We start from the raw sequence: 26,966 nt of genomic DNA on the forward strand, positions 1-26,966 counted from the left end.
CGGAATAAAACAATAAACTTAAAATGAGCAAAGGACCAATTAGCCAGTTTATAGAAAAACATTACCTTCATTTCAATGCAGCAGCGCTTGTTGATGCCGCAAAAGGATACGAAGAACATTTGCTTGACAATGGTAAAATGTTGATTTCACTTGCCGGCGCTATGAGTACGGCCGAGCTTGGGAAATCATTAGCCGAAATGATTCGTCAGGATAAAGTGCACATTATTTCTTGTACCGGTGCCAATTTAGAAGAAGATATTATGAATTTGGTAGCTCACAATTCTTATAAAAGAGTACCAAATTATAGAGATTTGAGTCCACAGGAAGAATGGGATTTATTAGAAAATCATTTTAATCGGGTTACCGATACGTGTATTCCTGAGGAAGAAGCTTTCCGCAGATTGCAATCGCATTTATATGACATTTGGAACAATGCCAACGCAAAGGGAGAACGTTATTTTCCGCATGAATTCATGTATCAAATGATTAATTCGGGTGTGCTGAAACAATACTATGAAATTGATCCAAAAGATTCCTGGATGGTGGCTGCAGCCGAAAAGAATTTACCAATCGTAGTTCCGGGTTGGGAAGACAGCACAATGGGAAATATATTTGCTTCCTATTGTATCAAAGGAGAATTTAATGCTACCACTATGAAAAGTGGTATAGAATATATGATGTGGTTGGCCGATTGGTATCCGAAAAACTCAAGTGGAAAAGGATTAGGTTTCTTCCAGATTGGTGGTGGAATTGCAGGAGATTTTCCAATTTGTGTGGTACCAATGTTGTATCAGGACATGGAAATGCACGAAGTTCCGTTTTGGAGCTATTTCTGCCAAATATCTGATTCGACTACCAGTTATGGTTCATATTCCGGAGCTGTTCCAAATGAAAAAATCACTTGGGGAAAATTAGATATTCATACACCCAAATTTATTGTTGAATCGGATGCAACAATTGTTGTACCTTTAATATTTGCTTACATATTAGATTTATAAAATATTTTTTTATGAGAAGAATTATTGTAGACTATGCGAAACTAACCGGTGACATTCTGAATTTATTGGTAGATAAATTCCCAGAAGGTTACGACGATTCCGATATTATTCGTTTTAGAAATGCCCAAAACGAGTTAATTGAAGCTGTTGAAGTTAAAACAGAAGACACTATTTACTTGGTAAAAGTAAGCACAAAATTAGCCAGTCGTATGGAAAAATATGACGAAGAAGATATTGATGCAGTAGTTGAACCCATTGATCCAATTAAAGGATTAGATGATGATGATGATGTACCAAATGAAAATGACGATGAGGAAGAAGAAGATTTATTAAATGACAAAGGCGGTTCAGACGATGGCGATGATGACGATGACGATGAGGATTTTGATGTCTCAGATAACTTTGTTGAAGACGAAGATGACGATGAATAAACTTCGAAGAAGTTTATAAAATTTCAAATTTTAAAATTCAAATAAGCTCCAAAACTCAAGTTACAAATTATAAATCCCAAATTCCAAAGTATACACAGTTGGAATTTGGGATTTGTTTTTTGAAATTTATTTGGAATTTGTTTTTTAGTTATTAGAATTTTTAATCTAAGTATCTTTCTTCAAACACCCGTTGATGGTGATTTTGATGACCAATAATAGTAAATCCTAAAGCACGAACTGACATTGGATTATTGGATGCGATTCCTATCCGCAATAATTCTTCGTTTGAAAATGATTTGAATAAAGACAAAGTCGCTTGTCTGACAACAGCCAACTCGGTTAATAAATCCTGTATACTTCTCTGGTTTGCATTGGCTTCGTCAACATAATCGTTCTCTTCAAAACTTGACAAAGGAGTCTTGTCATTTCGAGCAAAACGCAAAGCACGATAAGCAAATATTCTTTCAGCGTCAATTAAATGTTGGATGATATCTTTGATGGTCCATTTTCCTTCTGCATAGCGGTAATCAAATTTATCTAACGGGATATTTTGGACAAATTTTATGAAGCGATGCACCGAGATTTCGAGTTCTTCTATTAAGGTGTATTCTTCGGAAACTTGGTTGATATAAGTGGCAAAATGCCCTGCAAATTCTTCAGGTTGTAAATCGGATGGTTTCATGATAGCTGATTTTATGTATAACAAAGTTCACTATTTTTTTTGGCAAAGATGTCTGTTATTTTACATTTTTTTAATCTGATATAATGCCATCATCTCTTTGGCCCTTTCAATTTGACCAATACATTCTAATGACTTAGCATAGCGGTAAAAATAAACAGCTTCTAATTCTTCCGGGCAGAATTCAAATAGTTGCTCATACCATTTGGCAGCAGTAACCAAATCATCTTCAAAAAAACGGTAATTTGCTACTGCTACGAGCATTTCCTCCGTTTTGTAGCCTTTCTCTAAAACCCTTTCATAGTTTTCTATGATCTTTATTTTGGTGTAAAGTAATTTTCCATTTGGAACTGTTTGATCAACTTTGACAGGTATAATAACGGACGGAGTCGTAACAACCGAAACAGACGATAGTTTGTCTACAACAGGTAAGACTTCTTTTGGTTTTACCTTTACGTATTTGGGTTTAATAACTCTGGTGTTGTCTGGTCCCAATTCGTTTTTGTCAACTAAATCCAAACTCGAGACCGCATAAGTTGTGGTTCTTCCTCCAAATTTCATGTTTATGGTTTCTTCGACAGCATAAGCTACGACTGCAACTTCTTCAGTAGAAGTTTTCTCGAGAGTTGGTTGTGCATTTTCAGTTTTCTTATTGGTTGTTGGGGCTTTATTGCTCTTCTGAGCAAAACCACTAGAAGAAAAAAAAATAACTATAAAGAGAAGTACATAATTTTTCATATCAACTCAATTAAGATTATTGTCAATATTCAAAAACTGTATCTAAGGTACAAAAATATTCTGCTCCTTATCTTTATTTTCTATGAATTTTATGAACCAATGTAGTGAGGTAAAATACCTGAATTTTTATGTTTTTTTAATTTGAAACAGCGCCATCATCTCTTTTGCTTTTTCAGTCTGACCAATACTTTTCAGTGATTCGGCATATCTGTAGTAATAAACAGCTTCCAATTCATCCGGGCAGAATTCAAATAATTGTGCATACCATTTAGCTGCCGCAACCATATCTTCAGCAAAAAAACGATAATCGGCTACAGCCTGAAGCATTGCTTCAGTTTTGTAACCTTTCTCTAAAACTCTCTCGTAGTTTTCTATGACTTTGATTTTGGTAAATGCCGGAGCAACTACTTCCTCTTTGGGTGGAATTGGTTTTGTTTTTTCTATTTTTTTATTGGTTGAAGCTTTGCTATTCTTCTGAGCAAAGCTGCATACAGAAAGAAAAAACGCTAAAACGAGAAGTGCGTATTTTTTCATATTAACTCAATTAAGATTATTGGTAACATTAAAAAACTTTGTCTAAGGTACACAAATAATCCAATCTCGTAGTATTTTGTCCAATAAAATTTAATCTGTCAAATTAAAAAAACTAATACTAAGCCGAATTTCTACTGGCGTTTGTATTTCCGAAAAGTGATCTCGTAACTAGCTTTTCATAAGCACTTAGCAATTTCTCCTCACCTTTTTTATGCTTTTTGATTTCATTGATTTGTGACGAAGCATATTGTTGAATGGTAAGCAACGGCAATACAATTTGCTCTCTCATATCTATAGAAGCCTTTCCGTCAGGATAGTTTTCCATGAGTTCTTTATGCCCGGCAATCTTGAGCAACAAACGTTTGGTTTCTGAAAACTCATCATAGATAATTTGCCAAAACTCGCCAAACTCTTTATCGTTTTTCATATAAGCCGTTAACGGGAAATAACATTTGGCTAAAGACATTGCAGTGTTTTCTAACAAGGTTCTGAAGAACAAAGAATTATCGTAGAGACTTTGCACTTTTTCCCATTGGTTGTTGGTTTCAAACTGTTTTAAAGCGGTTCCGACACCAAAAAATCCAGGTACATTTTGTTTCATTTGACTCCACGCACTTACAAAAGGAATCGCACGTAAATCGGCAAAATTCAATTGTTCAGAAGCGTTTCTTTTAGAAGGACGACTTCCAATATTAGTTTTAGAATAGTATTTCAATGTACTCATTTCCTCCAAATAGGGAATAAACTTCGGATGCGATTTGAAATCCAGGTATTTTTGATACCCAATGGCGGCCAATTCATCGATAATTCCTTTATCGGAAATCGAAAGATTATTTTCTTCTTTATTAAAAACAGCATTGGCTACTCCGGCACTCAACAAATTTTCCAGATTATAACGGCAGGAATCTATCGTGCCGAAATTAGAACTAATGGTTTGTCCTTGCACAGTAACCTGTATTTCCTGATTTTCTATAGTCGAGCCTAAAGACGCATAAAACTTATGTGTTTTTCCACCGCCACGCGCTGGTGGTCCACCACGACCATCAAAGAAAATGACTTTGATTCCGTATTTTCGGGAAACTTCGGTAATCATTTCTTTAGCTTTAAAAATACTCCAATTCGCCATCAGATAACCACCATCTTTGGTCCCATCTGAAAAACCAAGCATCACAGTTTGCTTATCTTTTCGATGCTTTATGTGATTTCGATACTTCGTATTTTTATACAATTGCTCCATGATTTCATGCGCATGATGCAAATCGTCAACCGATTCGAATAGTGGCACAATATCAACGGTTGGATTTTCCCAATTCAGTAGACGGAACATCGCAAAGGTTTCGATGACATTTAAGGCGCTTTCGTTATTACTAATAATATAACGATTGCAACCTCTTTCACCGTTTTGATCCTGTATTTCACGCATCAGTTTTATCGTATCCAAAGTAGAGCGAGTGATTTCATTTTCAAAAAAATGATTGCTTAAATCAAAATGAAGTTCTGAAATATATTCCATTTTGTTCTCTTCGGAAAGTGTTTCAAAATTTTCCGGAAAATAAACTTCTTTTTCCCTTTTCAAAAATGCTGTGATATCATTAAAAACGGCATTGTGAATGCGGCTGTTTTGACGAATATCCAGAGCCGCAAAATGGAATCCAAACTCATTTATCTTTTGCAGCAACATATTAATTTCGTCTAAATACAAAGACTGATGATCATTAATTATGATTTGTTTTACAATATTGAGCTCATTAATTAATTCGTCTAAAGAAATAAATAATTCGCCTTGAGAATAAAAAACAGAACGATACAATCTATATTCTATGCTAGCAATTATTTTATCAACTTGATTAAAAGTCAGCTTTCTTTTAAGGACTCTGATGTCGAAATAATAGCATTTAAGTATTGAGGTTCTCAATCGTTTCGAAACTTTCTCAGTAATTTCCGGAGTTACAAAAGGATTACCATCTCTATCGCCACCAGGCCAAAAGCCCAAATTAATAATTGAATTTTCAATCGTATTACCATCAAATAAATTTTTCTGCATGTACAGCATCATTTCTCCAATAGTTTGATAGAATACATTTTCGAGATACCAAATTAAGCTTACAGCTTCATCAAAAGGTGTTGGTTTTTCTTTTTTGATGAAAGGTGTTTTTCCAAGTTGTGCTAACAATTGTTTGATTTGTAATAAATCATTTTGACGAATGGCTTCGGTCAAATCGGTGATAATTCCAAGAACTGAACCTGGATAAAACTGTGTTGGATGCGCTGTTAGAACTGTTCTCACACTAAAATTTTCCAGAAAACTAATAAGTTCTTCATGTTTGTCTTTAGCTTCTGATTTTTCTTTGATATCGCGCAACGAGCCTCGACCTTCCAAATTATTCACCACAGGAAAAGCGGCATCTTCAATAGCATCAAAAAGTACAATTTGACGCTCAACATATTGAATAAATCGAAACATTAAATCGATTTTTTCTTCTTCGGAAGCTTTGTCTAAATACTTTTCGGCAAAGAAATCGACTATCTGTTTTGGTGACCAATTCTTTTTAAATCCTGCATCACAAACTTCGGCAAACAAAGGCAATAATACTCCGGTATTATCAATGGCATCAAATGGTAACGTTATAAAAACGCTGTTATAGATATGATATTTTGATAAAACATTTTGGTTAAAACGCTCAATTTTAGGTAAGGTGTACATGGCTAACAGTTTTAAATTCAATTATTTAAAAAAACCTCATTCGCCGGAGAGAATGAGGTTTAGAATTATATAATAAAATATTAGTTCTTAATCTAATTCTTGGAATATAGTGTGCATCAAACGTTTTTTGTCGTTAATGCTTTCTTCTAATGATATCATCGTTTCGGTTCTGTAAACGCCATCAATATCATCAAGCATAAAAATTACGTCTTTTGCATGTTTGGTATCCTTTGCTCTAATTTTACAGAAAATATTAAATTTTCCTGTCGTTACGTGAGCTACAGTAACATAAGGTATTTCGTTGATTCTTTCTAAAACAAATTTAGTTTGTGAAGTATTATTCAAAAACACACCAACATAAGCAATAAAAGAATAGCCTAATTTTTCATAGTCCAATGACAATGAAGAACCCATAATAATTCCCTGGTCTTCCATTTTCTTAACTCTTACGTGCACAGTTCCTGCTGAAATCAACAGCTTTTTTGCAATGTCCGTAAAAGGAATTCTAGTGTTGTCAATCAACATATCCAAGATTTGGTGGTCTACTTCGTCTAATTTAAACTTACTCATAAAATATAATTTTGCTTGATAATCTAATTCTAAAGCTCAAAGTGTAAAAGCAATGGTTAACTAAACTTATTCCCATTAACAATTTTAATACTTCCCAAATAAAAGTCAGCTTTCTTCTCCAGAATTGGAAAATTACTTTCGCCGTCAGTATAGGTTTCGCCTTTAGCATCAATTTCTACATGACCAAAATAATTTTCTAAATTATCGACTTGAGCAATCTCTGCTACAAAAGTTACTTTTTCGCTATTTAGAACTTCTTTGAACTGAGCAGCAAAATTGATAATTTTTTCGCTATTATCATAATTTATTTTGACATTTTTATAAACAAAATCATAAAATACGACCTTATTTTGCGAAATTTTTAGGTAATCGCCAATTTCGTTGAGAACTATATCGTTTTCGTTAAAGAACATAATTCCTGAAACTAAAGCAATAAAAATATATTTTCTGGTAATTTCCCGTTCATAATCGTTAGCAAAATGGCCCGCTTCAAAAAGTATGGTTGGTACATTTAAGTATTGAAAAGTATCTCCAACACAATTTAAATTAAACGAATCGTCAAATCGTCCTACTTGATTTGGTATAAACTGTTGCAAAGTATTGTTCATCGCCACAATAACATTCATAGCTTTAATACGAACTTCATTAATATCACGATTTTCATTAAAAGCCGGTGCTAAAAACGAAACTGTAGCGGAATGACCTTTATCTCCAGCACCATAAATAGTTCTTTGATCGTGAAGATTGTAGCAATAATTGGGTTGGAATAGTTCAAATGCTTTTCTTAAAATTTTGCTTTCCGGTTGTGAAAGATTTTGTGCATCGCGGTTTAAATCAATGCCGTTGGCGTTTTCTCTGGTATATAATTTTGCTCCATCAGGATTAAGCATTGGCAGCATACAAAAGGTGAAATTAGCTAAAATAGCATTACTTTCTTTTGTATTGGAATGTAAAAAATTTATAAAATCAAACAATGCTTTTGTGGTTGTGCCTTCGTTTCCGTGCATTTGTGACCACATCAGGATTTTGGTTTTCCCGGTTCCGAATTGCAATTTATAAATTGGTTTCCCTAAAACGGATTGACCAATAATTTCAGCTTGATGTTTTAAAATTAAGGGTTCTATATGTTCTAAAGTAATATAGCGCCCAAAAATTGATTCTTCTTTATACTGTTGATGTAGCTGTAAATAATCCATAAACTAAATTTATACAAATGTAAGTAACGAAAATCATTTGCATAAAAAAACCTTTGATAATAACTATCAAAGGTTTTTTGTGAACGTTAAAAGAGAAAAATTATTTTCTCAAAAGGTACACACTACTAACTCCAGCTTCAGTTCGTGAACTTGTTGGAGCATAATTACCATTCGTCTGTGGCAAGTCAAAAGTCAGCAATTTTCCGCCACCGTTTAATCTTTCGGCTACATAAATTGTTTTAGTAAAATTGTCATAAGCCACGTCCACCGGATTTCCTAAAGAAGTTGCTGCCCCATAGATTCTGATTTGTTTTTTCATAGCAATCGTTCCCATATTTGGTGTTTCAGCCAACACATCTGTAAATCCTTTGATTATAATAACTCCACCATCAGAATCTGAGGTTGCACTTCCCACATCGGTCAAAACCATAGTATTGCTTCTGTTGACATAAGTAATTCCATGTGTTCTTACTAATCCTTCAATGACAACTCTTTTGGTTGGGGTAATTGCACCATCTGCATTAGCAAAGAAGTTTTCAAAAACAACTAAATCAGAAGTAAGATCTGCAACTGCGTATAAAGTGTTGCCATCTAAATGAATTCCCCATGTTTTAAAATTCACGGTATAACTGTTTAGCAAACTAATTCCGGTAGCATTTCTTTCATAAACTAATAGTTTATTGGTGTTACCGTTAGCTGCATTTTGGTCTTGTGTTACCACAATTTTGTTTCCAACTACAGCAATTTCTCTTGCATTATTAAAATCGGAAGTGCTTGAAGTTCCATAAGAAAGTGATGCTGCATTAGTGGCAACTGCTTCGGAAACATCATAATACAATTCTATTTTGTTGTTGGAACGTGAAGCTAAAATAAATTCATCACTGTCATCAAAGTAGTAAGCACCATCAGCATCTGTTGAAGCTACGGTAAAACTCGAAGTCATTGAGGTGTTCAAATCAGTAACAGAAACCCTTCCGCTGGTGTTACTGGTTGTAAATAATTTAAAGTCTTTGTTTGCAGAACGGTTTTCAGTGTTTGCAGAAGAATTAGTGTCGTCTGAACATGAAATCATGATTAAAGACAACAAGGCCGAAGTTAAAATTGTTCTTTTCATTGTAAATAGTTTTATTAGTTAATATTGACTTAACCATTTACGAGAAAACTTTTTAGTTGGTTTTAAACTTCGAATCCTCTTTCCGGATTTTTGCCCTTGACACCTTTGAAGAATGGCAAAATACCTTTCATATCTTCTTCGTAATTGCCCGTTACCACAAACGGATTGCCGACTTTGACTTCCTTTTTGCCATAATCTAATGCAACCGGAATGATAGGAACATTGGCTTTAAACGCAATATAATAAAATCCCGTGCGGAGTTCTGTTACTTTTTTCCGTGTGCCTTCGGGCGATAATGCTAATCTGAAAGTTTCATGCTTATTGAAAACATCAACCGTTGCATCTACATTGTTTTTCCCACCACTTCTGTCTAATGGTGCGCCGCCAACACTTCTGAAATAATAACCAAACGGAAAAACAAACAATTCTTTTTTACCGACAAAATTGATTTTAACATTCCAGATTCCGCGAACCAATAAGGCAATAAAAAAATCAACATTCGCTGTATGTGGAATAACAATGACAACGCATTTCTTGATTGAGTCATCGAAGGTACCAATCAAATTCCAGCCAAGTAATCGGAAGAAAATAAATTTATAAAGTCGCTGTTTCATGCTCAATATTTTGTGTAAATTTAGTATTTCTGCCTTACTTTTGAGAAAAATATTTATTGATGATTCGAAAACTGTTCAGCTATTTTATTCCGATTAACGTTCACCAAAAAAACTCTGCGGTAAGCAAATCGCTTGAAGTTACCTGGAACAATGGCGAATTGGTTTTAGACAGTAAAAGCACCAATTATTCGTATGGAAGTTTGCAACGAATTCTCAGAAAAGGTCTGAAATACATAGGCTTTGAGCGGATTAGGAATTTTGAAAACATTTTAGTTCTTGGTGTCGCTGGTGGCAGTGTCATTAAAACTTTGGTAAATGAAATCAAATTCAAAGGAAAAATTACCGGTGTTGAAATTGACTCCGCCGTTATTGATATCGCCAAAAGCTATTTTGAATTGGATAAAATTCCGAATCTTGAAATTGTGATTGATGATGCGTTTGAATATGTTTTAAAAACCAAATTAAAATACGATTTGATCATCATTGATATTTTTGAAGATACGAATATGCCGAACTTTTTATTTCAGGATTTTTTTATCCAAAGAATCAATTCCCTGCTGAATCTTAACGGTTTTATTTTGTTTAATACGATGGTGATTAACAAAGCTCAGGAAGAACGCAATCAGATTTATAAATCGAAATTTGGCGGAAATTATTCTCTAAGAATGTATCCCAAAGTGGAAGTGCACAATGAATTGTTTACCATAAAAAAATTAAGCTAATGGGATTTTTTAGAAAATTATTAATCGGAGAGGTTTCGTCAATTGTGATTCCAAGATATAGTCCCTTCCAGAAAAGGATATTAAACATTAAATCCATTTGGAACAATGACCATCAAAGTGACAATGGAATTGAAAAAATATTTCGTCTCTTTTTGTCGATTAGCCAATTGCTTTTTCCGGGAATTTACATAAAAACATTTGCCAGTAAAGTAAATCCTGTTTATAAGGACTTGGCTATGGATTTCTATATTTTGATGAAAGTCGCTTTCCCTTTTTTAATACTATATAACAGTTGGCAAAAGCATCAATTTTTCATTTATATTTTAGTATATGTATTGATGGAAACGGTGCTCTATATTCCAACATTGATATTTGCATCCGATTTATTTTCGCGTCCACGTTCCTATAAACGTTCTATGCTGTTGTTGTTTTTTAATTATCTCGAGATTACTATTGCATTTGGCGTTTTATACACTTTAGGAAATAACATGAATAAACCTTTTGAACATTGGTTTGATTCCATTTATTTCAGTGTGGTGAGTTCAAATTCAATTGGATTTGGGGATTATTATCCCATTACAACTTACGGAAAAGTATTGGTTACATCGCAAGCTATGTTCTTCCTATCTTTTGTGGTTTTATTTTTGAACTTCTTCACAACAAAGGTCAAAAGCAAAGGTTATTTTGAAGAAGATAAAATAGAGTAGTCTTAAAGCAGCTTTCTTGCCTGTTCTAAATCCTCGGGCGTATCAATTCCGATGCTTCCTTGGTTGGTTTCAACCATTTTGATACGTTTCCCAAATTCTAAGTAGCGAAGTTGTTCTAATTTTTCGGAAGCTTCGAGCGATTTCATCGGTAAACGATAAAAATCTAAAAGCGCTTGTTTGCGGAAGGCATAAATCCCGATGTGTTTCATATAGCGAACTCCGGCATTTTCATCGCGCGGATACGGAATCACAGAACGTGAAAAGTAGAGTGCAAATTCGTTTTGATCGGTTACGACTTTTACGTTATTTGGATTTTCTATTTCTGATTTGTCTGTTATCTCAAACATAAGCGAAGCCAAATCGACTTTGTTATCAAAATCATTTCTGAAAACATCCAATACTTTTGCTAATGGCTCTTTGTTGATAAATGGCTCATCGCCCTGTACATTAACAACAATATCAACATCCAGATTTTCTACTGCTTCTGCAATTCGGTCGCTGCCACTTTCGTGCTCTTTGACACTCATAATTGCTTTGCCATCATTGTTAATGATTTCGTCATAAATCAGAATCGAATCAGTAACTACAAATACATCGTCAAATAATCCGGTATTTACGGCTGCTTCATAGGTTCTCAGAATAACGGTTTTCCCACACAAATCCTGCATCAGCTTGGCAGGAAAACGTGTTGAAGCATAACGAGCTGGAATAACGGCGATGATTTTCATTTTTTAAGTTACTGAGTTTCTGAGTGGCTAAGTTACTAAGTATTTTTAAATAAAAATATTGAATGTTTTTTGTAGGTTTGTAGACAACAACACTAACTACTTAAAAATGAAAACAAAACTACTATTTCTTTTTCTGGCTTTCTTGTTTTTAAATTCAACAAAAGCACAAACTACAATTTCTGTTTACAATCGCGCTTTATTTTATGACGGTTATGCCGGTTTAGTTAATGAACCAACCGATCCCGGAATTGTGAGATTACGAAATGATTTATTTACCACTAAATTATCGGCTGAACAACTTGCTCAAATTGGAAGTACATTACGACTTGATGTTACAATTTCGGCTGCCTGTGATAATTATGACCGAATTGGTAATGTTAATTTGGTTTTGGTACCAAAAGGCGATGCTACCTACAACACAAATACAGCACAAAAAATCGAATTAGGACGTTTTATTACTCCGTTTATGAACAAAAACATATCGCCTGTTGATGTACCATATACCTTTACTGTTGATAACGCTGCCAAAATTTTAAAGGATAGTGCTTTGAATTATGCTTATGATTTTTGGGTAGAATTAGAAGTTTTTGGTGTTCCGTATGCGGCGCAAACACAAGTAGCAGGCTGTAGTGGCAGAACTGATGTATTTTATGGAACGCTGAATTTTGTTACCAATACTGACACAACAATTCCTAACGATACTTTTTTATTGCCTTTGAATTTCAAAAAAGACTTAAACAATTATCAAGTCGGAGCAACTGACGTAATTGGTGAAACTATCAGAACGATAAACTATACTTTGCCACAGAACATTAACAATGCTAAATATACCCTAATAACTTCTAATCATGGTTCCAATGCAGGTGGCGAGGAATACAACAGAAGATATCATTATATATATCATGACGATGTAGAAATCTTAAATTACAGACCGGGAGAATTAACGTGTGAGCCATACAGAGTTTATAATACCCAACCAAACGGAATTTATGGCAGCAGTCCAAGAGCTCCGTTTCAGTGGCAACAATTTAGTAATTGGTGTCCGGGTGCCGTAATACCTATAAGAACTATAAATTTAACAAACTTAGCTTCCGGAAATCACTCGTTTAAAATCACGGTTCCAACTGCTGTATTTGTTGATGCACAAGGTTATATTCCGGTATCGTTGTATTTGCAGGGCGAATATACCACGCTTGGCATGGATGATTTTAATACCTATAGCTATGATATCTATCCAAATCCAACCGTAGATATGATTAATGTCAGAGCAACCGAAATCATAAATTCGTATGAGCTAGTTGATATTCAGGGAAAAGTATTGATTTCAAAAAAGTCAAATGATACCAACTTAAGATTAGACGTCTCCAACCAACCAAAAGGCATTTACTTTTTAAGAATGAATTTTGATAAAGGAACAAATACGGAGAAGATTGTTAAAGAGTAAATAAACTGTGGTAGTTTTAATTACTACTCATTTTTCTTATCGAAAGTTCTTTACTATATTTGATTAACTTAAAACTCTGGTTATGAAAATATTAAAGTTTATCGGAAGTCTATTTTTGTTTTTATTACCATTTGTTGGTGTCGTTTTTTTATTCGGTCACTCACCATATACAGAAGGGAATTCTTTAAGCACTTTTGCCATATTAAATTTTGTTTATGCAATTATTTCTGTTGGTCTTTTGTTGTTACTTGTAAACAAAAATTTACCCAAACAACTATTACTTGGTTATGTATTGCTTTATCTTTTGGGAGCAGTGATTGCAGGTGTTTTAGGCTTAGGCGAACCCGATTTTAGTGTCAATATGCTGCAACATACCGAAAGAGAACATTATAGATATATAATACTAACATTAGCGGCCTTGCTTTTTGCAGCCGGATTTATATTGATTATCAAAAATCGCTGGGATAAATTTGCCAATTGGAATAAATTAATTGTACTTCTTTTTATTGCTGCTGTTGCCGAATTTCTTTGGGAGTTTAACATGAATTACCATTATGCTGAAAATTTACAACTATGGGTAAATGAAGGAAAAAATGCAGCCGATTTTGAAGCCCACTACCAATTACCCGGACTTCCTATTGGAGGTGTTGGCAGAATAATAGAATACACTTTAATTATATGGCTTGGGTTGATTTTGGCGAAATCCTACCTTATGAAGAAATGGTCATTTGTACTATTGACAATCTACTGCCTTCTTGGTGTTTATACCGGAATAAGAGTTTATATCTATGGTTTTGACTTTCCGGATAACATAAAATTTTTACTATTTTTCTTTATTCCGGCCGGACCAATTCTCGCTTTGTATTGGATGAGTGTAGCTTTATTGACAAAGTCTACTAGAATAGAGACTTAGTCTTCAAAATTTTCATCTTTAAATCCAATCAAATACAGTTTGTCTTTGGCACGCGTCACTGCTGTGTAAAGCCAGCGAATATAATCAATATCAATGCCGTTTGGCAGGTATGGTTGTTCAATAAAAACAGTATTCCATTGTCCGCCCTGTGATTTGTGACACGTAATTGCATAGGAGAATTTTACCTGAAGCGCATTAAAATATTCATTGCTTTTTACTTTTAAAAATTTTCGGTATTGAGCTTCGCCTTCGTAATCTTTTACTACTTCGTGATACAATCGGTTGCTTTCTTCATAGGTTAATGATGGTGATTCGCTTGTAATTGTATCTAATAGCAAAACCGTTTCAAAAGGTTTCTGGTTGGGATAATCGACCATTCTGATTTTGACTTTGGCAAATTTGAAATCGTATAATTCCTTGAAACCAAAGATTTCTAAAACCTCAATAATATCGCCATTGGCAATAAATCCTGCCTCATCAGTTTCTTTTAACCAAAAATAATTGTTTTTTACAACCATCAGATAATCACCAACCGACAAATCGCTTTCTTTATCCAAAATTTTGGAACGAATTTGCTGGTTATACTGATTCGCTCTTTTGTTGGAACGCACAATAAAACAAGTGTCTTCAATACTGTAATTACTGTAGGCACTTTGAATAGCATCCTGAATATCGAAACCGTCCGTCAAACGAACAATATCTTTGTAACCTTTTAAGCTGAATTTGAAATCATCCGGAAAATGACTTTTTAATAATTCCCGTAGTTCGGTTGCATTATACAAAATCCCGGAATATTCTTCCTGACGCATTACTTCATCCAACTCGATTGAAAAAATTTCTTTGCCATAATTCAACGCCAATTTTTCGGTATCCAAAGCCGGACTAACATCTAATTGTACCGGTGGCAACTGAGCTGTATCCCCAAGCATAATCATCTTGCAGTTTTTTCCGTTATAGACAAAGGAAATTAAATCATCCAGCAACGAACCATTTTCATAAAGTTTGGCTTCAGTATTCACATCCGAAATCATTGACGATTCATCGACGATAAACACCGTATTTGTATGCTTATTGTCCTTCATCGTAAACGTAACACCACCTGATTTTCCTTTTTTGGGAAAATAAATTTTCTTGTGAATTGTAAATGCAGGTTTCTCCGAATAATTGGCGATGACTTTAGCAGCTCTTCCGGTTGGTGCCAGCAAAACATACTTTTTATTAATTGCACCAAGATTATTTACTATGGTCGAAATCACTGTGGTTTTTCCGGTTCCGGCGTAACCTTTTAGGACAAAAATTTCGTTGGAATTAGAATTGGTAAGGAAATCAGCAATCTTTTGAAAAAAAATATCCTGCTTTACAGTCGGTTGAAACGGAAACTGTTTTTGTAACTCACTGTAAAACTGGCTGGAAGTCATTTTGGAAATACTATAAAATTGAATTTCAAATATAGGTGTTCGATTTCTATTTATGGTACATTTTTACTATATATATTCCAGATACTGAAACAAGTTCAGCATAAATTTGTAAGTTTGCCTTCCGCAACAAACAAAGACGATTATGTGGCAAAACAGTAGTGTTATAGACAAAATGTATCAAAAACTGGCAATTCAGGTTTCGCTGAAAGGTTTGTCTTTTGCTACGTTTGATACGCTTACGAACAAAGCTACCAAGTTACAAAATGTTGTTTTAGGTAAATTCCAACTCACGACCAAAATTGAAGATTTGTTTGCCGAAGCATTTGAGAATAATCCCGAACTCAAAGCCGGTTACGACGAAGTTGTTATTATTCACAGCAATAATCTTTCGACTTTTGTGCCGACTGCTTTATTTGATGAAGACTATTTAGGAAGTTATCTTCAGTTCAATACCAAGGTTTTTGAAACCGATTTCTTTGCGTATGATGAATTGGGAAATTACGAAATGAACAATGTGTATATTCCGTATGTGAATCTGAACAATTATTTCATCGACCAATTTGGCACTTTTGATTACAAACACGCGAACACCATTTTGGTAAAAAAATTGTTGGATGTTTCAAAAAACAACGAAGAGCGCCAAATGTTTGTGCATGTAAGCGATACTCATTTTGAAATTGTAGTTATCCAAAATCAGAGGCTGCAACTTTACAATACGTTTGAATACAAAACTCCAGAAGATTTTATTTATTATATCTTATTTACCGCAGAGCAATTGCAACTGAATCCTGAGAATTTCAAATTGGAACTATTAGGCAAAATTGCCGAAGATGATGCGCTTTATAAGATTGCTTATAAATATGTGCGAAACACCAATTTGTTTGATGTAAGTTTTATGCAAAGCAATTTGACTGATGCTGAAAAGCGTGAGCATTTTATCTTGTTACATTCATGAGAATTATTTCGGGTAAATATAAAGGTCGAAGAATAACGCCTCCAAAAAATCTTCCGGTTCGTCCTACGACTGATATGAGCAAAGAAGCTTTGTTCAATGTTTTGAATAATCATTTTAATTTTTCGGAACTGAAAGTTTTGGAACTTTTTGCCGGCACAGGGAGTATTAGCTATGAATTTGCCTCTCGTGGTTGTTCGCCAATTCTTTGTATTGATGGAGATATGGGCTGCGTAAACTTCATCAAAAAGACTTCAAAAGAATTTGACTTTGATATTACAGCAATAAAAAGTGATGTCTTTAAATTTCTGGAAAAACATACCGGCAATTACGATATTATATTTGCTGATCCGCCTTACGGAATGGAACAAAAGGAATTCGAAAAAATCATTGAACTAATCTTTGAAAACGAATTGTTAGACGAAGAAGGCATATTAGTCGTAGAGCATTCAAAATACACCAAGCTTGATCAAATGCCTAATTATTCTTTCCAAAAGAATTATGGTGGTTCGGTGTTTTCTTTTTTTGAATTTGAATCAGAGGAAGAAGAAGAATAACGTCCCGATAGCCCCGACAGTAGCAAGCTACCCTGTCTGCCGACAGGCAGGCATGTAGCGCGGATGGCGGGAGCATTAGTGATTGAAAGACAAAACGTGTGCTTCTAAAGAAAAAAAAGCAGACCTATAAGCCGGATTCTGTATTCACCGAAGTGAACCCTTATCATTTATCTAGACCAACAATTACTCATTGATTCAAGCTTCCTACCCTTCGACAACGGACGAGTAATCCTTAAATGCCGATATACTTGGAATTTCACCGCATAGAGTTTACCTGGTTTCACTACAGCCGAACTGTACTTGCTTTCTGTTGCACTTGTCCTCGTCTTTCGACGGTTGGGTGTTACCCAATATGCTACTCTCTGGTGTCCGGACTTTCCTATTCGCCTTAGGCGAATCGATAAGGCGGTCTGCGAGGCAAAAGTAACCAATTAAAGTACGATTTTCGATATACGAAGTACGAAGTTTAAGATTTGGGAAATATTTTTTACCTTTATAGAAAGAACTTATCATGAAAAACAGGTATCATTACGCTTCTGTTTTAAAGGCTTTGGAAGAACTTAAAGCTATGGATTTTGTTGTGGATTTTAATCTGCAGGAGGAAGCGATTATGAACAATCCTGAGAATTATCAAATTCTGCATATATATCGTTATGAGGGTGATACAAGTCCGGATGAAGAAGCTGTTGTTTATGGCATCAAATCGAATACAGGAGAAAAAGGCGTTTTTGTGGCTGGTTTTTCCGCCAATTCCGAAAGTCATGCCGCACAGGTTTTACTTGAATTGAGCATCAAAGGAAATAAATAAGTTGTTGGTTGTCAGTTGTCGGTTGGCAGTTCACTAATTTTAAACGCTGATTCAATTAAATTATTAACTATTAAGACTTCTAATTGTTAGTAAAAAATCTTCAAATAACCGAATAACCAAATAACCAAATCAACTATTATTCTATATTTGTAATCCAGTAAAATGCTAATGGAACAATTTGTAGTATCAGCCCGTAAGTATCGCCCGCAAACGTTTAAAGACGTTGTCGGACAACAAGCGATTACCAACACTTTGCTCAACGCCATAGAAAGCAATCACCTGGCTTCTGCCCTTTTATTTACGGGTCCGAGAGGTGTTGGAAAAACTACCTGCGCCCGAATTTTGGCTCGTAAAATTAACCAGCCCGGTTATGATGATCCAAATGAAGATTTTGCTTTTAATGTATTTGAATTGGATGCTGCTTCAAACAACTCGGTTGATGACATTAGAAACCTGATTGATCAGGTTCGAATCCCACCACAAACCGGACAATATAAAGTATATATCATTGACGAGGTTCACATGCTTTCTTCGGCTGCTTTCAATGCTTTTCTGAAAACTTTGGAAGAGCCACCAAAGCACGCTATATTTATTTTGGCTACGACCGAAAAACATAAAATTATTCCAACGATATTATCGCGTTGCCAGATTTTTGACTTTAAAAGAATTACGGTTAAAGATGCTAAAGAACATTTGGCTGAAGTAGCGAAAAGTCAGGGTGTAGCATTTGAAGACGACGCTTTGCACATCATTGCACAAAAAGCAGATGGGGCTATGCGTGATGCTTTGTCGATTTTTGACCGAGTAGTTTCGTATTGCGGAAATAACTTAACGCGTCAGGCGGTTACGGAGAATCTGAATGTTTTGGATTATGAAACCTACATTAACATAACCGATTTGATTTTGGAACACAAAATCCCGGAAGTATTGTTGGCGTATAATGATATTTTATCCAAAGGATTTGATGGTCATCATTTCATTGCCGGATTGGCATCGCATTTCAGAGACTTATTAGTTGCCAAAAACCCGGCTACACTTTCGTTGTTAGAAATGGGTGAAGCAGCACAAAAATTATACGGGCAACAATCGCAAAAAGTATCGCAGGAGTTTTTGTTAAAAGGCATCGACATTGCAAACGATTGTGATTTGAAATATAAAGTTTCTCAAAACCAACGCCTTTTGGTAGAACTCGCGCTAATGCAATTAAGCTCTATCGGTTTTGATGGAGAAAAAAAAAAGCCTGAGTTTATAATTCCGCCTACGTATTATCGTAAAAATGATTATTCGATTGCTGAAGTACGAGGTACGAAGTACGAAGTACAAAGTGTTGACGTTTCTGAAAGCAGAAAGCTGGAAGCTGGAAGCCAAAAGTTGGAAGAAATAAAAGTAGATGAAGTTATTCAAAAAGTTGAAGAACTCCCAACTATTAATCCAAAACCGATAACAGACAACCGACAACCGACAACCCATAACCCACAACCGATAACAGATAACGGACAACCAAAAGTTTCCGCTATGTCTTTAGCCAGCATTCGTGCTAAGAAAGAAATGGCCGAGACACTGAAATCAACCGTTAAAGAAGTAGTTCAGCACGTTAATGAACCTTTTACCGAAACGGAAATGCTCGAGCAATGGTTAAAATACGCGCAACGTATGGAAGATAAAGGCTACCGAATCATAGCCTCTTTGTTAACTATTAATGACCCAATTCTTGAAGGGACAACCATTATTCATGAGTTGCCGAATGAAAGCTCAAAGATAGATTTTGAAAAAGAAAGACCTGATCTTTTGGGTTACTTACGCGGAAAACTGCACAATCACGATATTTCTATAGAAGTAAAAGTGAATGAAACTTTGGTGCTCAAAAAAAGCTATACAGCACAAGACAAATACAATCGTTTGGTTGAATTGAATCCGAATTTAGAACTGATGCGGAATTTGTTTGGGTTGGAAGTGAATGAGTAATTTTATAAACTTCCCTGATACATTGCTTTTACAATTCCGTCAGCCAAACCAATTTTTGGGACAAACAATTGTCGGGCACCACTCCATTTCATAGCATTTAAATAGACTTTTGTTGCTGGTATTATAACGTCGGCACGGTCAGTGTTTAATGCTAACTCGGCAATGCGTTGTTCATAAGTCAATGAATTCAAGTATTGGTATTGTGAATTTAAATATAAATACGACAACGGTTTGTCTTGCAGTTTTCCTGAAAGTTTGAATAGTTTATTGATGTTTCCACCGGAACCAATGAGGATTACTTCATCAAATTCTTCCGTGTTGCACTTAATCCATTTTTCTATTTCTTCCCAAACAATATCGCTTACCATATTATTAAGCATACGAACTGTTCCAATTTTGAACGATTTGGATGCTATCATCTTACCATCGTCAAACAAAGAGAATTCGGTACTTCCGCCACCAACATCAACATATAAATAAGTTTTGTCGGTTTTTAGGAAATCGTGCAAATCGGATGACGCGATTATAGTAGCTTCAATTTTTCCGTCGATGATATCAATATCTATATTGCACTTTTCTCTTATAATAGTAGCTACTTCTTTGCCGTTATAAGCTTCTCGCATAGCAGATGTTGCACAGGCTTTGTATTTTTCTACCTTATATACTTTCATTAACAGTTTGAATGCTTTCATGGCATCAATCATTCTGTCAATATTTTCATCCGAGATTTCACCAACGGTAAATGCATCCTGTCCCAAACGAATTGGCACCCGAATCAAGGCACTTTTGTTAAATTGGGTTTCTTTATCCTGTTGTTCAACAATGTTGGTAATGAGCAATCGCATGGCATTGGAACCAATATCAATCGCTGCATATTTTTTAATTGAAATCATTAAATCTGGTTATTCGGTTATTTGGTTATTTGGGTTTCCTTCAAGTCTTTCCTTATAATAGTTGTAGGTTTCGTGTTGGGCTCTGAAAATAGGTTCTCCTTCCGCACGAACACGGTATTTGTTTTCGAATTTTTCTGAATGATATCGGGCTTTTACGTTTCCTTTCCAGCCTACATTAAAGGTATCAATAATTTGTTTTTTGATATCTTCATCATATATCGGACAGGTCACTTCTACCCTTCCGTCTAAATTTCGTGTCATAAAATCGGCTGAGGAAATATAAACTTCCGGATCATCGTTATTGCAAAAAATAAAAGAGCGAGTATGTTCTAAAAAGTAATCCACAATACTAACGGCTTCTATATTTTCGCTCATTCCTTTCACGCCTGGAATTAAGGAACAAATTCCTCGCACCTGTAATTTAATCTTTACTCCGGCATTACTGGCTTCGTATAATTTATCAATCATTGGGTAATCAGAAATACTGTTCATTTTTAAATTAATGTAAGCGGGACGACCTATGATGGCATTGTTTATTTCTCTATCAATTAACTTGTAGAACTTAGTACGCGTGTAATGCGGTGATACGATTAAGTGTTTGTAGCGATGAATTCTGTAATTAACATCGAAGAAATCAAAGATTTTAGAGACGTCTTTCAGGATTTGTTGGTGACTGGTAAAAAGCGTTAAATCGGTGTAGATTTTGGCAGTACTTTCGTTGAAATTTCCGGTAGAAATAAAACCATATCTCTTAAGCTTTCCGTCTTCAATTCGCTCAATCAAACATATTTTACTGTGCACTTTCAATCCTTTGATTCCAAATATAAGTTCGATGCCTTCTTGTTGCATCTGTTCTGCATAGGAAATATTACTGGCTTCATCAAAACGCGCCTGAAGCTCGATTTGAACTGTAACTTTCTTTCCGTTTTTGGCTGCATTAATAAGCGAACTTATGATTTGAGAATTTTTTGCCAAACGATACAAAGTAATTTTTATCGAAGTTACTTTTGGATCGAGAGCGGCTTCTCGCAGGAATTTTATAACATAAGAAAAAGACTGAAACGGTGCATTTATCAGATAATCTTTTTTGGCAATTTTATTCAAAAGACTACCTTCAAATGATAAACCATCCACAGGAAGTGGCACTCTTGGAGGATACAGTAAATCAAATCGTCCAAGGTTTGGAAAGTTCATATAATCACGACGGTTGTGATACCTTCCTCCGGGAATAACTCCATCATTAACATCAATTCCCATTTTGGAAAGGAAAAATTTGAGTGTGTCTTTTTCAATATGTTGATCGTAAACAAACCGAACCGGTTCGCCAATACGTCTGTCTTTTACTGATGTTGCAATCTTCTCTAGCATGCTTTTGCTCATGTCACTATCAATATCCAACTGGGCATCGCGAGTGATTTTTATCATGTGAGCCGAAATGCTTTCGTAATCAAAAATGCTAAAAATACTGCTCAGGTTATAGCGAATTAAATCATCAAGTAATATCAAATACTGCTTACCGTCTTTGTTGGGAAGTTCTACGATACGATTGGTGTTTTTTGGAATTTCGATAATAGCATAACGCACTTCCGGTTTTGTTTTTTTTACCAAGCCCAACATACCCGATTTTTGCTCGCTTTTCATTACCAATTTGACTGCTAAATAACCCGATGTGTCTTTTAACAGAGGAAATTCTGCTAAGTCATTTAAGATAATCGTAACTAGTTCCGGGCTTATTTTTTGAATAAAAAAATCTTTAATAAAATTTTCATGCTCTTCAGAAACTTCATTTTCATCGATGATGATGATATTTTGTTTTACTAATTCCTTTTCAATTTCATTGAGTACACGCAAGCTTTCTGCCTGCTGTTTTATTACAATTTCGGTAATATCTTTAACGAGTTGTTGGGCTGAAATTCCGCCTAAAATCTTTTCTCCCGAAACGCCCGATAAACTCAAACGACGAATAGCGGCAAATCGGACACGGAAAAATTCATCTAAATTATTTGAAAAAATACCTATAAAACGAAGTCTTTCTAATAAAGGAACAGCTTCATCAGCTGCTTCCTGTAAAACTCTGGCGTTAAATGCCAGCCAACTTTTTTCTCTGTCTATATATCTAAAACCTGTACCTATACTCATATTTATTTTAAATCACTTGGAAAAACAACTTTCTTGGTAACACCTTTTTCAATTTCACTCCAAGAACTATTGTCAAATATAATATTTACAAATCCGGAAGTAGAAACATTATCTATAAAGATGTTCCCAAATTTATTGACAAAATTTGTAATTGCCTCATTGTGCCCAAAAAGAATTAAGTTATCATAATCATTTGGACATGATTTGATAATTTGTTCCAGTTTTCTTTCATCAAAAGTGTATAACTCTTCTTTAAACGTAATACTTTCTATAGGAAATGAAATGTTTTGGGCAAAAATAATGGCGGTTTCCGAAGCTCTTTTAGCAATGCTGCTCCAAACGACAAATGATTTTGGGATTAGGTCACTAATATATGAGGAAACTAAATGTGCATCATGAATGCCTTTGTTTGTTAGCGGTCTGTCAATATCACGAAGCGGTGCTTCCCAACTTGATTTGGCGTGTCGAATTACTATTAGCTGTTTCATGATAAAATATCCAAGATTATTAATAGCATAAATTTAAGTTTTTATATCATACAAAATCTATTTTATTTAAAGAGTTTAGAAACGTAAATACTGTCAAAATAATTAATTTCTAAAATTGGTTATAGAGGTTAAATTCAACTTTACTTTCATTTTGAAATTGAAACTAAAAAGAATTATAAATAATTGTTAAAAATAAAATATGTTATAAACAAGTTATTAAAATTTAATTCTTGTAGTATTTTTCTATATAAAAACGTTAAATTATGCACTTTATCTATAAAATTATGCACTTTATCGATGTTTTTTTTGGTAGTTTGATTAAAACTATCTACTTTCGAATTGTAAAACATAAATAATTACAAAAAATTAACCCTAAAAATACCCAAATCTATCATGTCAAAAATCAATATTAACCCCAAAAAAAACATAATCGAGAACTAGAATCGTTAGGAAAAATTGCATTTCGTCGATTTTTTATGCCGTTCATAGATAAAATGGTTTTTAAAAATGCACCAAAACTAATTTTGTGTATAATAGAATAGCCCCAATTTTCTATCAACTTCATAAACGCCTACAAAAGTACTCCCTGCCCAAAATGCTGTTTTTCAAATCTATTCGACTAAACCTAACTGTATGAAATCAAATTTTACACTTTCGAAGAATTTGTGCGCTTTCTTGATACTGAATTTACTTTGTATCTCAATGTCCTTTGCGCAGACTTTTCCACCAGCCAATACATCGTGTACGTCTAAAGACCTTGAGGTTGTTGCGGCCACATTAACCGGTGGAGGTCCATGTAATTCATGTCCTACCCCGACAACAATTACACGAAACTTAATGCTGGGAATTAATAACACCACGGGGTCCACCAGAACTTCGTTTGCCTTTTGGGGAACGATAGAAATCTACAGTGGTACCACAGGTGCATTAATTTCTTCCACAACGAGAACAGGATGTAACGGTCCACTACCAGGTGGAACAATAACCTATTTGAACTTTGGTAATATTACTTACACCTGTGGGGATGTTATCAAAATTTCTAATATCTGGGAAGCTTGGACTACTTCTGCTAATAATGAAACCTGTCCGTTAGATCCACTGAACATTTCGCCTAAGTGCGGAAAAATTCCATCTATAACAGTTAACGGTGGTGTAAACGGAGAATTTGCGAACATTGATTCACAATGTGGTTCAGCAACCGGATCATTAGATTTAACACCAACAGGAGGGACAGCTCCTTATACTTATTTATGGACTGCTTCAGGCGGTGGTGTTATCCCTTCTGGGCAATCGACAAGCCAAGATCTTACAGGTTTGGTACCTGGAACCTATACTGTAGTAATTACAGATGCTAACGGTTGTACTATTACTAAATCTCGAACAGTTGTCGCTTCTATAGCACCTGTTCCTGTATTTACTACTGCAAATGCCATTACGGTTCCTTGTGGTACTGCCACAACAAGCTCATTAAGCTATACAAATGGTGCCTCGGGAGCTTGTTTAATAAGTGGCTCCGTTACCTCGTCTTTAAGTTCCCAAACACCAAGTGGTGCATGTGGTGGAACAGTAGTTGAAACTTGGACATATACAGACATCTATGGCAGAACAATTACACAATCCAGAAACATAACAGTAAGTCCGGCTGCATTGCCAACCATGACTGCTCCTGCAAATATAACTGTCGCTTGTGGAGGTTTACCTGCATCAAGCACACTGCCTTTTACTAATGGATTAAGTGGTGGCTGTTTAATTAACGGAACTTCAAATCCTTCGACTTTTTCAGCAACCCCTAATGCTTGTGGCGGAACAGTAACTGAAACATGGACAGCAACAGATAGTTGCGGTAGAGCTTTGGCTCCGGTTTCAAGAATTATTACAGTAAGTCCAGCAGCTTTACCTACAATGACTGCTCCGGCAGATATTACAGTAACTTGTGGTGCACTTCCAGCTTCAAGCACACTTCCGTTTACTAATGGATTGAGTGGTGGCTGTTTGATAAGTGGAACTTCAAACACATCAACATTTACTGCAACTCCAAATGCTTGTGGAGGAAACGTAACTGAAACATGGACAGCAACGGATTCTTGTGGCAGAGCTTTAGCTTCTGTTTCAAGAATTATTACTGTTAGTCCGGCTGCTTTACCAACAATGACTGCTCCTGCGGATATTACAGTAACTTGTGGTGGATTGCCTGCTGCCAGTACACTTCCGTTTAGTAATGGATTAAGTGGTGGCTGTTTAATTAACGGAACTTCAAATTCATCAACATTCACAACAACAGTTCCTGGTAGTTGTAACGGAAAAGTAACTCAAACATGGACTGCAACAGACATCTGTGGCAGGGCTTTAGCTTCTGTATCAAGAACAATTACTATTGACGATACAACGGCTCCTACATTTACTGCTTTACCTGCACCGAGTACTGTGAGTTATGGTACAACTCCATCATTCCAACAAGCTGTTGCAACTGATGCTTGTAGTTCAGTAACATTGACATTTAATGATGTGCCTACTCCAACAAATTGTAATGGCTCGTATTCAATTACAAGAACTTGGACTGCAAAAGACGTTTGTAACAATACAAGTACTGAATCACAAACAATTAATGTTAGTGCCGCAGTATTTGCAGCTAATAATGATTCCGGAAGTTCTGTTAATGGTTATTTAGGTGGAACTTCATTTACTAATGTTCTAGTAAACGATACATTAGACGGAAGCCCAATAACAAGTTCACAAGTAACTACTACTTTTATTTCTTCAACTAATCCCGGAGTTACATTGTCGGGAACTAATGTAGTTGTTGCTCCGGGAACTCCTGCCGGAAATTATACTTTAACTTATCAAATTTGCGGAGTTTCAGCAACATGTAGTTGTTCAACTGCAGTAGTTACTGTTCCTGTTACCGCTACTCTTATTGATGCTGTGAATGATGCTGCTGCTCCTATCAACGGTTATGTTGGTGGAACGGCATTTACTAACGTTTTGGCTAACGATACGCTTAACGGTGCTGCAGTTATTCCTTCTCAAGTGAATACCACTTTTGTGTCTTCAACTAATGCAGGAATCACTTTATCAGGAACAAACGTACTTGTTGCTCCTGGAACACCTGCAGGATCTTATACATTAACATACCAAATATGTGAAATCTTAAATCCATCGAATTGCGACCAAGCTGTAGTTTCTGTTTCAGTTACTGCTGCAGTAATTGATGCGGTGAATGATACTGCTGCTCCTATCAACGGTTATGTTGGTGGAACGGCTTACACTAATGTACTTTCAAATGATACACTTAACGGTGCTCCGGTTGTTCCTTCTCAGGTAAATACAACTTTTGTGTCTTCAACTAACGCAGGAATCACTTTATCAGGAACTGACGTAATCGTTGCTCCTGGTACACCTGCCGGCTCATATACATTAACATACCAAATCTGTGAAGTTTTAAATCCATCGAATTGCGACCAAGCTATAGTTTCTGTTTCAGTTACGGCTGCCGTGATTGATGCTGTGAATGATACAGCTGCTCCTATCAACGGTTATGTTGGTGGAACGGCTTACACTAATGTACTTTCAAACGATACACTTAACGGTGCTCCGGTTGTTCCTTCTCAGGTGAATACAACTTTTGTGTCTTCAACTAATGCAGGAATCACTTTA

Annotated in this window: 24 protein-coding genes and 1 other RNA gene; 11 read left to right on the top strand and 14 right to left on the bottom strand. The window is 35.3% G+C overall.

The window, feature by feature from the left end; all coding sequences use genetic code 11:
* Window positions 1-23: 23 nt before the first annotated feature.
* Both L1S35_RS12855 and L1S35_RS12860 read left to right on the top strand, forming a co-directional pair.
* Window positions 24-998 (top strand): deoxyhypusine synthase family protein, encoded by a 975-nt coding sequence (locus L1S35_RS12855; protein WP_236401336.1) that lies wholly within the window; start codon window positions 24-26, stop codon window positions 996-998.
* A gap of 11 nt (window positions 999-1,009) precedes the next feature.
* A complete protein-coding gene (locus tag L1S35_RS12860) occupies window positions 1,010-1,429 on the top strand; it encodes a DNA primase (RefSeq protein ID WP_236401338.1) in 420 nt (139 codons plus the stop codon).
* Window positions 1,430-1,589: 160 nt separating this feature from the next.
* Here the strand turns inward: L1S35_RS12860 and L1S35_RS12865 are convergent, their stop codons facing one another.
* The 8 genes from L1S35_RS12865 to L1S35_RS12900 all read right to left on the bottom strand — a co-directional run bounded on the left by L1S35_RS12865 (window position 1,590) and on the right by L1S35_RS12900 (window position 9,578).
* Window positions 1,590-2,111 (bottom strand): DinB family protein, encoded by a 522-nt coding sequence (locus tag L1S35_RS12865; protein WP_236401340.1) that lies wholly within the window; start codon window positions 2,109-2,111, stop codon window positions 1,590-1,592.
* 60 nt (window positions 2,112-2,171) lie between these two features.
* Window positions 2,172-2,846, bottom strand: coding sequence for a hypothetical protein (locus L1S35_RS12870; protein ID WP_236401342.1), 675 nt, complete (start codon window positions 2,844-2,846; stop codon window positions 2,172-2,174).
* Window positions 2,847-2,972: 126 nt separating this feature from the next.
* Window positions 2,973-3,380 (bottom strand): hypothetical protein, encoded by a 408-nt coding sequence (locus L1S35_RS12875; protein ID WP_236401344.1) that lies wholly within the window; start codon window positions 3,378-3,380, stop codon window positions 2,973-2,975.
* A gap of 118 nt (window positions 3,381-3,498) precedes the next feature.
* Window positions 3,499-6,084, bottom strand: coding sequence for a phosphoenolpyruvate carboxylase (locus L1S35_RS12880; RefSeq protein WP_236401381.1), 2,586 nt, complete (start codon window positions 6,082-6,084; stop codon window positions 3,499-3,501).
* An 87-nt stretch (window positions 6,085-6,171) separates the two neighbouring features.
* On the bottom strand, window positions 6,172-6,654 hold the full coding sequence (locus L1S35_RS12885; protein WP_136152651.1) for an Lrp/AsnC family transcriptional regulator: 483 nt from the start codon (window positions 6,652-6,654) through the stop codon (window positions 6,172-6,174).
* Window positions 6,655-6,710: 56 nt separating this feature from the next.
* The gene (locus L1S35_RS12890; protein WP_236401346.1) at window positions 6,711-7,850 is read right to left on the bottom strand and encodes a M14 family metallopeptidase; all 1,140 of its coding nucleotides are present in this window, start codon (window positions 7,848-7,850) and stop codon (window positions 6,711-6,713) included.
* A gap of 100 nt (window positions 7,851-7,950) precedes the next feature.
* Window positions 7,951-8,964 (bottom strand): hypothetical protein, encoded by a 1,014-nt coding sequence (locus tag L1S35_RS12895; RefSeq protein WP_236401348.1) that lies wholly within the window; start codon window positions 8,962-8,964, stop codon window positions 7,951-7,953.
* Between the two features lie 62 nt (window positions 8,965-9,026).
* On the bottom strand, window positions 9,027-9,578 hold the full coding sequence (locus L1S35_RS12900) for a 1-acyl-sn-glycerol-3-phosphate acyltransferase (RefSeq protein WP_236401350.1): 552 nt from the start codon (window positions 9,576-9,578) through the stop codon (window positions 9,027-9,029).
* A 59-nt stretch (window positions 9,579-9,637) separates the two neighbouring features.
* Between L1S35_RS12900 and L1S35_RS12905 the strand changes: the two genes are divergently transcribed.
* Together L1S35_RS12905 and L1S35_RS12910 are read left to right on the top strand one after the other, a co-directional pair.
* On the top strand, window positions 9,638-10,300 hold the full coding sequence (locus L1S35_RS12905) for a spermidine synthase (RefSeq protein ID WP_236401353.1): 663 nt from the start codon (window positions 9,638-9,640) through the stop codon (window positions 10,298-10,300).
* The gene (locus L1S35_RS12910) at window positions 10,300-11,007 is read left to right on the top strand and encodes a potassium channel family protein (RefSeq protein ID WP_236401355.1); all 708 of its coding nucleotides are present in this window, start codon (window positions 10,300-10,302) and stop codon (window positions 11,005-11,007) included. Before L1S35_RS12905 ends, L1S35_RS12910 begins: the two co-directional genes overlap by 1 nt.
* A 2-nt stretch (window positions 11,008-11,009) precedes the next feature.
* Here L1S35_RS12910 and kdsB read toward each other — a convergent pair whose 3' ends face one another.
* Window positions 11,010-11,735, bottom strand: coding sequence for a 3-deoxy-manno-octulosonate cytidylyltransferase (gene kdsB, locus L1S35_RS12915; protein WP_236401357.1), 726 nt, complete (start codon window positions 11,733-11,735; stop codon window positions 11,010-11,012).
* Window positions 11,736-11,841: 106 nt separating this feature from the next.
* On the opposite strand from kdsB, the gene L1S35_RS12920 reads away from it, so the two are divergent.
* Both L1S35_RS12920 and L1S35_RS12925 read left to right on the top strand, forming a co-directional pair.
* Entirely contained in the window at window positions 11,842-13,179 is a 1,338-nt protein-coding gene (locus L1S35_RS12920) for a peptide-N-glycosidase F-related protein (protein WP_236401359.1), read from the top strand.
* Window positions 13,180-13,261: 82 nt separating this feature from the next.
* On the top strand, window positions 13,262-14,092 hold the full coding sequence (locus L1S35_RS12925; protein ID WP_236401361.1) for a hypothetical protein: 831 nt from the start codon (window positions 13,262-13,264) through the stop codon (window positions 14,090-14,092).
* On the opposite strand, the gene L1S35_RS12930 is transcribed toward L1S35_RS12925, so the two are convergent.
* Window positions 14,089-15,510 carry an ATP-dependent DNA helicase gene (locus L1S35_RS12930; RefSeq protein ID WP_236401363.1) on the bottom strand — a complete coding sequence of 474 codons (1,422 nt, stop codon included), beginning with the start codon at window positions 15,508-15,510 and terminating at the stop codon, window positions 14,089-14,091. The two genes, L1S35_RS12925 and L1S35_RS12930, sit on opposite strands and share 4 nt — an antisense overlap.
* Window positions 15,511-15,652: 142 nt before the next feature.
* Here L1S35_RS12930 and L1S35_RS12935 point away from each other — a divergent pair, with 142 nt between their 5' ends.
* Together L1S35_RS12935 and rsmD are read left to right on the top strand one after the other, a co-directional pair.
* Window positions 15,653-16,465 carry a DUF3822 family protein gene (locus tag L1S35_RS12935; protein WP_255700860.1) on the top strand — a complete coding sequence of 271 codons (813 nt, stop codon included), beginning with the start codon at window positions 15,653-15,655 and terminating at the stop codon, window positions 16,463-16,465.
* Entirely contained in the window at window positions 16,462-17,019 is a 558-nt protein-coding gene (gene rsmD / locus L1S35_RS12940; RefSeq protein WP_236401365.1) for a 16S rRNA (guanine(966)-N(2))-methyltransferase RsmD, read from the top strand. The genes L1S35_RS12935 and rsmD overlap by 4 nt, the downstream gene beginning before the upstream one ends.
* A gap of 111 nt (window positions 17,020-17,130) precedes the next feature.
* On the opposite strand, the gene rnpB is transcribed toward rsmD, so the two are convergent.
* Window positions 17,131-17,436: RNase P RNA component class A (gene rnpB, locus L1S35_RS12945), an RNA gene on the bottom strand.
* 94 nt (window positions 17,437-17,530) lie between these two features.
* Between rnpB and L1S35_RS12950 the strand changes: the two genes are divergently transcribed.
* Both L1S35_RS12950 and L1S35_RS12955 read left to right on the top strand, forming a co-directional pair.
* Window positions 17,531-17,827, top strand: a complete 297-nt coding sequence (locus L1S35_RS12950; protein WP_236401367.1) for a hypothetical protein — start codon at window positions 17,531-17,533, stop codon at window positions 17,825-17,827.
* A 168-nt stretch (window positions 17,828-17,995) separates the two neighbouring features.
* Window positions 17,996-19,792 (top strand): DNA polymerase III subunit gamma/tau, encoded by a 1,797-nt coding sequence (locus tag L1S35_RS12955; RefSeq protein ID WP_236401369.1) that lies wholly within the window; start codon window positions 17,996-17,998, stop codon window positions 19,790-19,792.
* Window positions 19,793-19,794: 2 nt separating this feature from the next.
* Here L1S35_RS12955 and L1S35_RS12960 read toward each other — a convergent pair whose 3' ends face one another.
* From L1S35_RS12960 to L1S35_RS12970, 3 genes are read right to left on the bottom strand one after another with little or no spacing between them, the layout of a single operon-like run.
* Window positions 19,795-20,685 (bottom strand): Ppx/GppA phosphatase family protein, encoded by an 891-nt coding sequence (locus L1S35_RS12960; RefSeq protein ID WP_236401371.1) that lies wholly within the window; start codon window positions 20,683-20,685, stop codon window positions 19,795-19,797.
* Between the two features lie 9 nt (window positions 20,686-20,694).
* The gene (ppk1, locus tag L1S35_RS12965) at window positions 20,695-22,824 is read right to left on the bottom strand and encodes a polyphosphate kinase 1 (protein ID WP_236401373.1); all 2,130 of its coding nucleotides are present in this window, start codon (window positions 22,822-22,824) and stop codon (window positions 20,695-20,697) included.
* Window positions 22,825-22,826: 2 nt separating this feature from the next.
* Window positions 22,827-23,312 carry a SixA phosphatase family protein gene (locus L1S35_RS12970; RefSeq protein ID WP_236401375.1) on the bottom strand — a complete coding sequence of 162 codons (486 nt, stop codon included), beginning with the start codon at window positions 23,310-23,312 and terminating at the stop codon, window positions 22,827-22,829.
* A 633-nt stretch (window positions 23,313-23,945) separates the two neighbouring features.
* Between L1S35_RS12970 and L1S35_RS12975 the strand changes: the two genes are divergently transcribed.
* On the top strand, window positions 23,946-26,966 hold a 3,021-nt coding region (locus L1S35_RS12975), incomplete at its 3' end, for a beta strand repeat-containing protein (protein WP_236401377.1).

The organism is Flavobacterium anseongense (genome assembly GCF_021608185.1).
In the GTDB taxonomy this organism is placed as follows: Bacteria; Bacteroidota; Bacteroidia; order Flavobacteriales; family Flavobacteriaceae; genus Flavobacterium; species Flavobacterium anseongense.